The sequence below is a fragment of the Aliiglaciecola sp. genome, from assembly GCF_039982535.1.
In the GTDB taxonomy this organism is placed as follows: Bacteria; Pseudomonadota; Gammaproteobacteria; order Enterobacterales; family Alteromonadaceae; genus Aliiglaciecola.
Genome location: NZ_JBDWYG010000046.1, coordinates 1 through 13432, shown reverse-complemented (window position 1 = coordinate 13432; position 13432 = coordinate 1). Strand labels below are relative to the sequence as shown.

The 13432-nt window shown below is 39.7% G+C and carries 11 protein-coding genes; 6 read left to right on the top strand and 5 right to left on the bottom strand.

Features of this window, described 5'->3' with window-relative positions; genetic code table 11:
• Positions 1-4: 4 nt before the first annotated feature.
• Together ABJV04_RS15410 and ABJV04_RS15405 are read right to left on the bottom strand one after the other, a co-directional pair.
• Positions 5-1240 (bottom strand): pyridoxal-dependent decarboxylase, exosortase A system-associated, encoded by a 1236-nt coding sequence (locus ABJV04_RS15410; protein ID WP_348492466.1) that lies wholly within the window; start codon positions 1238-1240, stop codon positions 5-7.
• Positions 1233-2810, bottom strand: a complete 1578-nt coding sequence (locus ABJV04_RS15405) for an acyl-CoA ligase (AMP-forming), exosortase A system-associated (protein ID WP_348492465.1) — start codon at positions 2808-2810, stop codon at positions 1233-1235. The genes ABJV04_RS15410 and ABJV04_RS15405 overlap by 8 nt, the downstream gene beginning before the upstream one ends.
• Before the next feature lie 88 nt (positions 2811-2898).
• Here ABJV04_RS15405 and ABJV04_RS15400 point away from each other — a divergent pair, with 88 nt between their 5' ends.
• The 5 genes from ABJV04_RS15400 (at position 2899) to ABJV04_RS15380 (ending at position 9373) form a co-directional block, all read left to right on the top strand.
• Complete coding sequence (locus ABJV04_RS15400; RefSeq protein ID WP_348492464.1) at positions 2899-3186, top strand: acyl carrier protein; 288 nt, start codon at positions 2899-2901, stop codon at positions 3184-3186.
• A 26-nt stretch (positions 3187-3212) separates the two neighbouring features.
• The gene (gene wecB / locus ABJV04_RS15395) at positions 3213-4337 is read left to right on the top strand and encodes a UDP-N-acetylglucosamine 2-epimerase (non-hydrolyzing) (protein WP_348492463.1); all 1125 of its coding nucleotides are present in this window, start codon (positions 3213-3215) and stop codon (positions 4335-4337) included.
• Positions 4338-4346: 9 nt separating this feature from the next.
• Positions 4347-5588 (top strand): UDP-N-acetyl-D-mannosamine dehydrogenase, encoded by a 1242-nt coding sequence (gene wecC, locus ABJV04_RS15390; protein WP_348492462.1) that lies wholly within the window; start codon positions 4347-4349, stop codon positions 5586-5588.
• Positions 5589-5683: 95 nt separating this feature from the next.
• Complete coding sequence (gene prsT, locus ABJV04_RS15385) at positions 5684-8350, top strand: XrtA/PEP-CTERM system TPR-repeat protein PrsT (RefSeq protein ID WP_348492461.1); 2667 nt, start codon at positions 5684-5686, stop codon at positions 8348-8350.
• A gap of 192 nt (positions 8351-8542) precedes the next feature.
• Positions 8543-9373, top strand: coding sequence for a PEP-CTERM sorting domain-containing protein (locus ABJV04_RS15380; RefSeq protein ID WP_348492460.1), 831 nt, complete (start codon positions 8543-8545; stop codon positions 9371-9373).
• A 489-nt stretch (positions 9374-9862) separates the two neighbouring features.
• Here ABJV04_RS15380 and ABJV04_RS15375 read toward each other — a convergent pair whose 3' ends face one another.
• Positions 9863-10729: a ThiF family adenylyltransferase gene (locus tag ABJV04_RS15375; RefSeq protein WP_348492459.1), complete on the bottom strand. Its 867-nt coding sequence runs from the start codon at positions 10727-10729 to the stop codon at positions 9863-9865.
• A gap of 112 nt (positions 10730-10841) precedes the next feature.
• Positions 10842-11579, bottom strand: a complete 738-nt coding sequence (locus ABJV04_RS15370) for a PEP-CTERM/exosortase system-associated acyltransferase (protein WP_348492458.1) — start codon at positions 11577-11579, stop codon at positions 10842-10844.
• A gap of 177 nt (positions 11580-11756) precedes the next feature.
• Between ABJV04_RS15370 and ABJV04_RS15365 the strand changes: the two genes are divergently transcribed.
• The gene (locus ABJV04_RS15365; RefSeq protein ID WP_348492457.1) at positions 11757-12647 is read left to right on the top strand and encodes a hypothetical protein; all 891 of its coding nucleotides are present in this window, start codon (positions 11757-11759) and stop codon (positions 12645-12647) included.
• Between the two features lie 61 nt (positions 12648-12708).
• Here ABJV04_RS15365 and ABJV04_RS15360 read toward each other — a convergent pair.
• Positions 12709-13432, bottom strand: a 724-nt coding sequence (locus tag ABJV04_RS15360; RefSeq protein ID WP_348492456.1) for a patatin-like phospholipase family protein, incomplete at its 5' end; no start/stop codon positions are given.

Below are 13432 nucleotides of genomic sequence, written 5' to 3'. Positions count from 1 at the left end.
TTAATTAAAGCAAAACTTCAACTACATGAGGATGTCCGAGGAAGTCCTGAGGGCTTGCCGTTGGGCCGTAAGCGCCAGATTGAAATACGACTAACCAATCACCGATTTGAGGATCTGATAACATCATTTTATCGGCCAAGGTGTCTAACGGAGTACATAATGGGCCAACAGCGGTAACTGCTTCTGTGCCTTTACCTAAGTTCATTTTGTTGCCTATAGCCACTGGGTAGTTTTTGCGGATTACCTGTCCAAAATTTCCCGAATTAGACAGGTGATGATGTAAACCACCATTAGTCATTAGGTAAGTGTGACCCCGTGAGACCTTTTTATCTGTGATTTTACTCACGTAGATTCCAGCTTCTGCAACAATAAAGCGCCCCAATTCGATGATCAGTTCTAGCTGTGCGAGGTTGGGGTATTGGGATAAAAGTGACGCTAAGTTGTCACCAATTGGTGCTAGGTCTAGACGGGTTTCTCCTGGAAAATAAGGAATACCAAAACCGCCTCCTAAATTCACAGTTTCGACGTCAACAGGGGTAACGTCCAGAAGACGCTGAGCTAATTCAAAAGTATTGTTGTGAGCGTCGATAATGGCTTCTTGTTTTAGGTTTTGAGAGCCCCAAAATATATGAAAACCCCGAAATTGCATTTTGCTGTAGTCTAGGGTTGGCAAAATTTCGAACAAGCGCTCTTCATCAATGCCGAATTGTTTTGGACCGCCCCCCATTTTCATACCCGATGCTTTTAATTCAAAGGCAGGGTTAACTCGAAAGGCTATAATCGGCAGAATACCAACCTCTTGTCCGATTTCCATGGCTCGTGATAATTCTAACTCTGACTCGACATGCAGGGTAACGCCTGCGCAAATAGCGCTTTTAATTTCGTTTTCTTGTTTTGCTGGGCCTGCAAAACTAATGTCTTTTACCGGCATCCCAGATTGCAGAGCGATTAGCATTTCTTTTTGTGAGGCAACGTCAAATCCTTCAACCCATTCACACATGGCGTTTACTAGAGGGGGATAAGGGTTAGCTTTTATTGCATAGTGCAGCTTAATGGCATCTGGTATTGCTTGATTAAATTTGTCTATTTGGGCTTTTACGATTTTTTTATCGTAGGCATAAAAGACAGGTTTATCGATTATCGCCTCAATGGTGTCAAGATTTTTTCCACCCACTAAAATTTGCTGATCTTTAGTCTCAAATTGATCCATGGGAGCGTGCACGGGAACTGGCTTAGACATTTTCGTACTTTTCCTTTACTTCTTTGGTGAGCAAACTGCGGTCAACCTTACCATTAGGATTGCGCGGAAGCGACGTTCTGAATTCGACGTATTTAGGGTGCATAAAATTAGGCATAGATTTTTTACACATTGCTAAAATTTCTTTTTCGCTAAGGTCAGAATTCTCTTTGAGAACAAGTAACAGGGTGATGGCTTGACCTAATTCCGTATCTTTCACTCCGCTGGCTATGGCTTCAGCAATATCACTACAGCCTTGATAACAGGCCTCTTCAACTTCCATGGGGCTCACTCGGTAGCCAGAGGTTTTAATCATTTCATCTTTGCGTCCAACAAAATACAGGAAGCCCTCAGCGTCTCGTTTAACCGAATCTCCCGACCAAACCGCCATTTCTTGAAGCACTAAACCGTCCAATTGGGCTGGTACAGGTTTAAAACGTTCAGCCGTTTTCGCAGGATCATTCCAATAGCCCAAACTAACATGAGGACCTCTGTGGACTAATTCACCGGGTTCATCAACATCACATTCAGTGCCGTCTTCGCGAACAACCATGACTTCAGCATTAGGAATAGCTTTACCCATAGAACCTATTTTCTCATCCACTAAGGCAGGATCTAAATAAGTACTGCGAAATGCTTCGGTGAGACCATACATTAAGTAGGGCTTAGCATTGGGGAAGGTAGAACGAATAAGTGTTAGCGTTACTTGCGGCATAGCGCCGCCGGAATTAGTAAAATAACGTAAGCTCTCGGTTGCTTCTGTCGTCCATTTGGCTTTCATAAGTTGTTGCCATAGGGGGGGAACAGCGGCTAAACCAGTCACCTTATGTTGAGCCATTGCTTTGACCACATCTCCCGCCAAAAAGTAATCCATCAATACCACAGTCGCACCACACAACAAGCCCGTAGTAATTTGACTTAGCCCATAATCAAAGCTTAAAGGTAACAAAGCTAAAATCACATCAGATTGATCATTTTCAAGGTAGTCAGCAACACTTATTGCGCCTACTACAATATTGCGATGGGATAAAACTACTCCTTTAGGTCTGCCAGTGCTGCCTGAGGTATATAAGATTGCTGCCATGTCATTATCGGTGCGGTGAACCTGAGTTAATGGTTGAGCCTCTAAATCAGACATTAGAGAGAAAGTGATACCTTCAATATTAAACGCGGGTAGCTTGTCGGTTAGAATCACGTGTTGCAGGGCTGGGCAGTTAGCTAGTACCGGCTCTAAAGATTTGAGCCTGTCACTGCTAGTTATAAGTACTTTAACATCACAGTCGTTTAATATATGTCGAACTTGTGGACCTTTCAAAACCGAGTTTACTGGCACAAATACACCATTTGCTCGACTTATTGCGAATAAGCTAATTATAGTTTCAGGTAATTTAGGCAAGAAAACCGCAACCCGATCATGGCGTTTGATTCCAATAGATTGAAGACCACCGGCTAAATCTAAGATTTTGCTTTCAAGTTCTGCATAGGATATTTTCGTTTGCTTGAAAATTAAGGCTGACTTTTGAGCATACTGCTTAGCAGATTCAGATACTAACTCATCAAAAAACGTTACCATTTTTAATACTAATCTCTTGTTTATGGGTTGCAACTATTTCTTATTACTTTAAATAATGGAACAATACATCAATGGATGATAGAGGTTTATGTCCAATCTATCTAAAAAATACAATAATACAGGTACTGAGAGTATGAATACAGCCGCGTCTGTGAAAGAAATTTTAATTGATGTTTTACAATTATCCAGTGATGTTGAATTTGATGAAGATACACCACTGTTAGGAGCAATACCTGAATTTGATTCAATGGCTGTCGTAACAGTGCTAACGTCTATAGAAGATACCTTTGGTGTTGAAGTGGACGATGATGAAATAAGTGCAGATATATTTGAAACCTTTGGCGCATTGTGCGGATTCGTTGAAACCAAAGTTTAATCCTCTCCTTTTAGTAAAGAGTCATTATGAAATATCAAAATATCATGCTGGTGTTTGGGACCCGTCCCGAAGCAATTAAAATGGCACCTTTAGCTATCGAACTGAAAAAGCATAGTCACTTAAACGTATCGGTTTGTGTGACAGCGCAACATCGACAAATGCTTGATCAAGTTTTATCACTTTTTGAACTCACTCCAGATTTTGACTTAGATTTAATGCAGCCTGGACAAGATCTTTATGATATCACCACCAGAGCATTGTTAGGTTTACGGGACGTATTCAGTGAAGCTAAACCCGACTTGATTTTAGTTCATGGTGACACCACCACCACTTTTGCCGCTTCTTTGGCCGCATTTTACCAGCGCATACCCGTCGGTCACGTGGAAGCGGGGCTTCGCACTGGTGATATTTATAGCCCTTGGCCAGAAGAGGTTAACCGCAAGTTAACTGGTGCACTAACAAAGTTACATTTTGCTCCTACGCCTAAGGCCGAAGCGAATTTGTTGGCTGAAAATGTAGCATCGAGCTCTGTTTTTGTAACCGGTAATACGGTCATCGATGCCCTGATTCAAGTGGAAAGTAAAATCGCTACAGATGATTCTTTGAATAATGAACTTGCTAGCCGTTTTGAGTTTTTAGATGAAAATAAAAAGCTGATATTGGTCACTGGTCATCGTCGAGAGAGTTTTGGCGATGGTTTTGAAAATATTTGTAGAGCGTTAAAAACCTTGGCCGAACAAGAAGATGTTCAAGTTCTTTATCCGGTGCATTTAAATCCAAATGTACAAGAACCCGTCAATCGTTTACTTGCCAACACGCCAGATGTATTTCTAATCGACCCTCAAGACTATCTTCCTTTTGTTTACCTAATGAGTCGAGCGCATATCATTCTTACCGACTCCGGAGGGGTGCAAGAAGAAGCACCATCAATTGGTAAGCCTGTACTGGTAATGCGCAATACCACGGAAAGGCCTGAAGCCGTAGAGGCTGGCACCGTTAAGTTAGTTGGTACAGATTACGATAAGATTATCGAAAATGCGTTTTCGTTATTAAATGATGAGGAAGCTTATCAGGCCATGTCTTTTGCCCATAACCCTTACGGAGATGGAAAAGCATGCCAAAGAATAGCGAATTTAATAATAAATAACTAAGGGAAAAACATGGCATTTGCTAAAGTTTCAGTTATTGGTTTGGGCTACATTGGTCTACCCACCGCCGCAGTAATCGCTTCTCGTGGTGTCGAAGTCATTGGTATTGATGTGTCTGAAAAAGCTGTTGATACCATTAATCAAGGTAAAGTTCATATTGTTGAACCGGATTTAGACATGGTTGTGCAAGCAGCAGTGACTATGGGGAAACTCAAGGCGTCATTAACGCCCGAACCCGCCGATGCTTTTATGATAGCTGTTCCCACACCATTTAAAGAAGGCAAAAAGCCAGATTTAAGCTTTATTGAAAAAGCGGCCAATGCCATCGCTCCAGTCTTAGAAAAAGGTAACCTCATTGTTTTGGAGTCTACTTCTCCAGTTGGTGCTACAGAAAAGCTAACTGCATGGTTACAAGCACTTCGTCCTGACCTACACTTTCCTGGGCACAGCAGTCAAGAACCGGATATGTACGTGGCACACTGTCCAGAGCGCGTCTTGCCAGGCCGAGTATTAGAAGAGCTTGTATCAAATGACCGAATTATTGGTGGCATGTCAGCCGAATGTAGTGACAAAGCAATTGAGCTCTACGATGTGTTTGTGCGTGGTAATTGTTTAAAAACCACCGCTCGTACTGCAGAAATGGCCAAACTGACTGAAAATAGCTTCCGTGATGTGAATATTGCATTTGCGAATGAGTTATCAATGATATGCGATGAATTGCATATTAATGTCTGGGATCTAATTGCATTGGCAAATCGCCATCCAAGAGTGAATATTTTAACCCCAGGTCCTGGTGTGGGTGGACATTGTATTGCAGTCGACCCTTGGTTTATTGTCGATTCAGCTCCCGACACCGCTCGAATGATCCGTACAGCCAGGGAAGTTAATGACGGAAAACCTGGCTTTGTCATTGATAAAATAGAAAAGGCCGCAGACGAATTCAAACGACCGGTTATTGCCTGCTTAGGGCTAGCATTCAAACCTGATATAGACGATTTGCGGGAAAGCCCTGCATTAGATATAACACTTAAACTAGCGCAAATGGGCTTGGGTAAAGTGCTCGCCGTAGAACCTAATATTCATGAATTACCGGAAAAATTAATCGCAGCCGATATTGAGCTATTACCCGTTGAATCAGCTCTAGAACAAGCCAATATCGTCGTTGTATTAGTGAATCACAAGCAATTTAAAGGGCTTGATAAGACTCAATTAAATACCAAAGTACTAATAGATTCTAGTGGGCTAATTGCCTAGTTGTTGTCCTATTTCAGTGCTAACATCATCATAGTTTGACCCTTTTTAGGGTCTTCTTATTTGTTAAAATTCATACCAACTTTAAAGAGAAACATATGTGTTCAGTTAAAAAATACGGAGTATTGCTTGTTGTTCTGGTAATGATGGGGTGTAGCCAAAAAACACCTTCCGAATACATCGATGAAGCGGAAAAAGCAATTTTACAAAATGACACTGAAAGTGCCGTCATCGTTCTTAAAAATGCTCTATCGTCGGATCCTAAAAACTTAAGAGCACGATTTTTACTAGGCTCAGTATACTTTCAGCGTGGCAACTCTGAATCCGCGGAAAAAGAACTTAAGATTGCGTTCGAGGGCGGTTATTTTAAAAATGAAGTTTTACCCCTTTATTTAGGGACGCTCAACTTCTTACATCGAGATGATGAAATCATTCAAGTGGTCGAACGATTAACTGGACTTACTAGCGAAACTGAGGCTATAGCCCAAGTATATAAAGGATTAGCTTTATTTCGTAAAAACGAAGTGTCACGAGCTAAATTAGCTATTAAACGTGCTACAGAACTTTACCCCGATTCCTCATACAGCCGCCTAGGCAGAGCACACCATGCCCTAAATGATGGTGAAGTTACAGATGCATTAATTATTCTTGAAGAGTTACTGGTTGACGATCCTAAGTTCATGGAAGCTGTATTACTGCAAGGGCAATTAAGTATGCAGCAGCAAGATTATGCGACTGCAATCAAAGATTTTACTGAATATGTTGCGCAAAAGCCGGGGGATGCTCAAGGGAACTTTTTGCTTATCGATGCACTACTAAGAAATGAGCAATACGACAAAGCAGAATCGCTTACTGTTAGCTTGCTTAAAAAGCTGCCTGATAATCCAAAGCTTAATGAGTTTATTGGAATCGTTCAATTCCATAACAAAGATTACTCTGCGGCAAAAACATCTATGGAGCAAGCAATATCCTCTGGCTCAAACTCCCCAACTTCTCGCCTTATCGCAGGTGTAGCTTCCTATAACCTGCAGAAGTTAGAGCAAGCGCATAACCACTTAGCTGCAGTGCAGGGCGTACTTCCTCAATCACACCCAGCAAAGAGACTCTTTGCTGAAATACAATTGCGTTTAGGCTATAGCACAGACGCAGCTCAGACTCTTGGTGGTATGGGCACTTATGACTTGAATGATGTGACATTGTTTACTCAAGCTGGATTCGATTTAATTAAAAGTGGAGATGACTCAAAAGCGCAAAAGATGTTGGAGTTGGCTAAGAAAACCGACCCTACTAACGCCGAAGAGTTAACTCGTCTTGGTATTTTAAAACTATCCCTTAAAGATGAGTCAGGCAAAGATAATTTAAAATCAGCTATTGAGTTATCTCCTGAAATGGATACTGCAAGATTGATGTTGGCGCAAGCATACGTGAGTGAGCAAAACTACGAAATGGCTATAGAAGTAGCTAAAAATTGGATTGCCTATGCTCCAAAGCAAGTTGTAGCACATAACTTATTAGCAGAAATTTATGAGGTGTCAGAACAAAATACGTTGGCCGAACAAACCCACAATGAGATTCTGGAACTGGCGCCTAATAATCCATCTTCTCTAAAGTTTATGGCTGAATTAGCGAAGCAAAACGGAAATAACGAAGAAGCGCTTACGCTTCTTAAAACCGCTGCTGAGAACAATCCAGAGTATGTTCAAGGTTCTTTTGATTATTTTGTTGAAGCATCACAACAAGGAAAAGATGAGCAGGCGAAAGCATTGGATTTAGTTAAGTCCATGTATGAAAAGCAGCCAGACGATTTGATGAAACAGCTAAACTACGCTCGTGCACTTATATTTGCGGTTGAACCTCAAAAAGCACTTACTATCTTAGAGGATATAAAACCGACTAAGGATATGCCTCTATTCTATTGGAAAGGCAAAGCTGACAGTTATTTAGCCCTCAATAAACCATCAGACGCACTTAGTGTTTATGAAACTTGGCAGCAATTGGAGCCTAAAAGAAGAGACCCTTGGAGTGGTGCAATTTATATTAACGATGGTTTGAGAGACTTTTCAAGTGCGCTAGATACAGTTAAACGTGCGTTAGGGCACCATCAGGATGATCCTGAACTGAAAGTAATGGAAATACACTATAGCTTAATGAGTGGTAATGTATTGGTGGCCAAAAGATTGATGAACAGTCTGCCAGACCAAGTTAAGTCAATAGTAACCGTAAAAGGTATTAATGGTCAGATACTTTTTGCTGAAGGTAAAATTAAAGAGTCATTACCTCTATTAGAAGAGTCTTATAATGCGAGCTTAGATGGTCGCTTTGCAATTTTAATAGCCAAAGCGAAAGCTAACTTAGAAAACGCTGATTCGGCAATAGATTTCCTTGAAAATCACTTAGTGAAACGTCCCAATGACGTGAATGTAAGGGGACGTTTAGCTGAAATTTATATGGACAAGCAGCCTGAAAAAGCAATTGAACATTACGAAATGGTAGTGAAGTTTTTACCAGAAAATATAATTGCCTTGAATAACTTAGGGTGGTTGTATTCGGAATCTGGTGACAGTGGTAAAGCCGTTACTTACGCGGAAAAAGCGGTTTCATTACGTCCTGAAAACCCTAAGTTGTTGGATACCCTTGGAGTTGCGTTATTAAAGGACGGGCAAATCGAGCGCGCTATCGAAATAAGTAAAAAAGCGTTTGATATTGAACCTAGCAATCAAAGTTACCGTGTACATTATGAAAATTCTCTTAAGGCTAATCAATAAATTCTCAGCTAAGGGTAATTAAAGTGTCAGTTTTTTTAACAGAGACAAAAAGGTGGAATAATAAAAACGTTAAAAAACAGTGACTTGCAAGTTGGCCTGCTATGTGCATTATCTTTAGCCATGGAAAGCTTGTGAAATATTGGCAACTTTGCAACCTAAAACTTATAAATTACTTTAAGCTGGAGAATAGACATGAAAACTAAATCCTTAATAGCAGGAATAATTTTAGCAACGGGTTCTTCTGTTGCTATGGCTGACCAATTTTACATCGATGTTGGTGCTGATTTCGGCGATAACTTTAGAAACCAAGCTGCTGGAGCAACTACTACTGGTTGGTTAGATCAGGCGACTTACAACTATCAGTCTGAAACCCTTGTTACAGATGCGGACGCAAATGGTCCTAGCAATGGTGATGCAATTACTACTACTGGTGGATTCACTAGTGGTCCAGCGGGAAGTTCAGCGATTGCTTTTAATGCTGTTGAAGGTTTCTTGCCAAACAGCTTTGGTCCTGAAAGTGACAACGATTACGGCGATTGGGGTCTAACCTTCCAATTCGAACTATCTGGTACTCTTGGTCCATCTTTAGCAACTAACTACACTTCAGGTGATATTACATTCTATTACTTTGAACCTGGCTTCACTAACACTTCTGAATTTACAGAGTTATTTACTCTTGATTTTGTTTCAATTGTTCAGAGTCTTGGTGGTCCTTCTTTGAAGACTATGGTTTCTTCTGTAGGTGCAGGTACAGTTAACGGTGTTGCCGCAGGTGACGTATTTAATTTCGAAGACGGTTCAATGACTGATTTACTAGGTGATATGGTTGATATCTTCTCATTCGTAGATTTCAATACTGACCCTAACGACGTAGTAGTTACTGATAACTTAGACGGTACTTATACTCTAAATGGTAACCACGACGGTTCAATTTCATTCCAAATTCCTGAGCCTTCAAGCTTAGCAGTTTTGAGTCTTGGTCTTCTAGGTCTTGCTGGTGCAGCTCGCAGACGTAAAAGCTAAGATTGCTTTAAAGTATTTTAAAAACCCGGTTTAATCACCGGGTTTTTTATTGCTTGATAGTTCTACAAAAAATCTAATAATTTTCTACTTAATTCATTTAACTTAACATTTCTTCGTAGCTTTACGTTCAATCTCCTGCCAATATCCAAGTTAGCTCCTAACCCTAAAATAACCTTATCCCATGCTCTTTTGTTATGGCCGAAAGATTTAAACTTCTAATGTAGTTGCTTGATATAATAGTGATTTGACTCACCTAAGACTCATTGATTAAGAATAAGCGGTTTTTGGTAGTGATATATTTAAATTGTAATGCTTTCAGACCAGCAAAACCTGGAGTTCTAGCTCTTCTCTACAAGGTATATCTATTTAAAATATAATTACGGAGTTAGAGCTTAATCACTCTAAATAATGGCGGGAAATGGTTTACAGGAGATATTTTCGTTAGGTTATAACGCGCTAATATTTAGTTAAATAAAAGCGCTTAGAAACTTAGCTAGGCTTGGTTTTACCAACTGCTTTTTTGACCATTGGAAACATGATGTACTTCTGGATAGGGTTTTTATTACCCCAAGGACGCCAGGTTTTTTTCGATTTATTTTTATATGCGTCTACGTGCCAACCCCAAGGGGCATGCAACACTTCTCCACGTTTCAGTAGTATTTTCAATACATTAGAATTTAATACACCAGCAGCCAAAGAAATCCCCATGGGGGTCGAAGGAACTTTACCTGCCCAAAAATCAACTTTGCTTTTATCAACTAGATAGCTTAGTTGCAACATCGCTGGAGATAAGCCCATAATTAAATTATAAAACTGATCTTCTGGCTCTAAACCTTCTAAGCAAAAATATTCTTCAAATGACATTTTGCCGGGCATAAAAACCAATACTGCGGTTCCCATTCCCATTGGTGCTGCAGTAATACATGGAATATTCTTTTCATAGCAACGTTTGAAAACTTTTCTACGGATATCCATTGCAAATATATCTAAGCTATCAATATATAAATCCACACCGTCCAAAAAGTCTTCAAGGTTTTCATCATTAATTCCCTTGTCAAAATTTTTGACACTAGACTCGGGATTGATATTCGCCAAGATGTCTTCCATAACTTTAGATTTTTCTTGGCCTAACGTCTTCATTGAAGCACCGGCCTGGCGGTTGAAGTTTACTAAATCGTACTGATCCATATCAGAAATGTGAAAGTTACCTATACCAAGCCTTGCACAAACTATAGCGTGGTCTCCACCTACACCACCTAAACCACCAACTGCAACCTTGGTATTTCTAAGTACCTCTTGTTCTTGTTCGGTCATCCAGCCAATATTACGTGAAAATGCTTCTTTATAATTAAACATAACTCTCACTCTCAATGTGTTAGGTATTGTCGTTTAATAACGGTAAATAATTTGCTTTCCGTTATGTTTTTGCACAGCTTGTAGTCAAAAGACTTAAACCCTTATTCATGATCTATATCTGAGGAGTAACTTCAGCCGTTATATTGTTCAATAATGCTTTAAAATCCGGTTTAAGATTATCTTCAACAGACTGTGGTTGAATGTAAAAAGGAGCACGTTTTCCGTGGTAATCGATAACTGGGCCAATTTGTTCAAAAGGTAACCCAACAAATCGCATACTTCTAGCTAATCTAGGCTCCACCATTACGTAGCAATGGTGGATGTTTTTACTTAACAAAATTGCAGTTGCAGATAGATATAATCCAACGGCGATAAAAGGAAAGCAGCGAAGTTCTGTTTCTGAATATATTTCTTTATTTATCACACCGAGCGCGGCACCGTCGAAATTATCCATTTTTCTTCGTCTAAACTCTAACGGGACTGCCAAGCGTGATATTTCACAAATATCGTTGCGATCAAAATTATTTGGAAAAAGCTCTGGACGTTGAATTGCATTTTGACAATAGAGCTCAATAGGTAATTTTTGATCATCATTTTCTGAGGTGATAAGCCGAACTGTTCCAGCATATTGCCCACTAGACTTGTGCTGAATTAAACAATGATATGCATGATCATCAAAATCATCTGTTTCAACTTTTTGTATATTTTCAGGCTCGAAGTGGAGTTCTTCACAATACACTTGATGGCGTATACCAAAAGAGTGCTTTTTGTGTTGTTCAGACTCCGAAAATACAGGTTTTAAATAATCGGAAAAATGACCCGAAATACTGTCTGCAGAAATTTCTGTCATTACAACTTTCCTTTGTTATGTTTATTGACCATTATTAATAGGGGATCTTTCAAAATAAAAACTATGTTAATACTAAAGTGTCGGGTTAAAGTCCTTATTTGTCAAACAAATACCGCATTTTCTGTGTTATACCTTAGTTTAAACATCGGTTGAATATAATTCTAGAGAGGATTTTAATTGAAAAGCTATCAGCTATCTCAAATTCACATTGAAACGGCGCGAAACTCAACAGACGATTTTAACTTGTTTCATGATAAGAATCGTTGGAACTGGATTGTAGATAATCCCTTTGCTGGACCTATTGCTCTTGGGTTTCAATTGGGCTGTTTTATCGAAACTCAATTTCAACATAGGCAAGCTGAATTGAATATCGACGAGGATACTAAAGGATTACCTTTCAGTGTTTTCGAATTTACTTTTGCTGGCGTTGTTAATCCCGGTGATACTTTAAGTCTAGATATTAAAGCTACTAAAAAGAGCCAGAGTAGTGACGGAGAGTTGCATTCTAATCGTCTTTTGTTAAAAGCAAATGATAAAGCCGTTATTTTGGGATTTAAGCGTGAGTCTGAATATAATCCTATTCAACTGCCCGATAACTTTCCAGAGGATGTTGATTGGGGAATGCGCGCAGATCGTACATTTGACCAGGCAAGCCAATGTTTTTTGAAGCGTAAATACATGATTGTTGGCAATGCGAAAAACTTCCTAACCAGTGCTTTTGGCGAGCAATCTGAATATATCGATGAATTTGCTGATAAAGTTCGCTTTCCACAAATGTATCCAATGAGTTTGCTATCTTCTGCTTTGTTGGAACGCGCCCAAGCCATCGGTCACGACTTAATAAAAGATCCGATGATTTATTCGTCTCACAAATTGTGTATTGATAAACGACAATTAGAAAGTTTGCGCAGCAACGACGTGTTGAATATTGTCGTCACGCCAGAGATCCCAATGTCAGGCAGTGCTGCTAAAGTAAGCCACATTTGTGTGGGGTATTTAAAAGGAAATGTGCCGTTATTTATGGCGCAAATTGTACTTTTACCATTGAGTGCAATGTTAGGTAAGTAATGGTTGAATTATTTACCAATAAATTAGCAGAACTGCTTAACTAACAATAGATTATTAGAATTTACTGCAATGGTGTGATTTTTTTGGGTAAGAATTCGTGGGCAGTGTCATAGCCAATTTGATAAAGCTCTTTTTTTTGCTCTATGGTCAGAGAAAAATCAACTGAAGAGTAGGTTCCAGTATCAACTATTATCGTGTTATGCCAATGCTCAGCGTGCACATACTCTCTTGATAGAGCTGTCATAAAGGTCTTTATCAGCATAAATATATATTCAGGTAAATGAAAAAATACCTGCCGCTTTCGTACCTGTTGTATCTGCTGACTTTTCAACCTGAAACAAACATTTTTAGCGTCACTTCCCGTCCAATTTCTAAAAAGCGCATCCTCCGCCAAAATTGCGCCATCCACTAAAAGGTGATCGCCATAGGTTTTAAAGCTAAAAATTAATGGAATAGACATTGAAAATCGAACAGCTTGAGAAACTTTTAAATCTGGCGTGGTTTGATGATTAAAGATCACTGGACCGCCACCATTAACATCTGTAGCGACTATGCTTAACTCCGTAGAGAGTTGCGAAAAGGTTTTACCTTCTAACTGCTTATCCATCCATTTTTCGAATTGGTTTCCCGAACTTAATCCTCCCTCTTTTAGCAGGCGAAATATGGAATACCCCTTAAATTGTTTAAAATCCGTCTCCAGCGATAAGGCTAATATTTTTTCCAATGGCATGCCACTACAGTACAAAGCACTGATGATAGACCCACCTGAGATCCCTACGACGTGA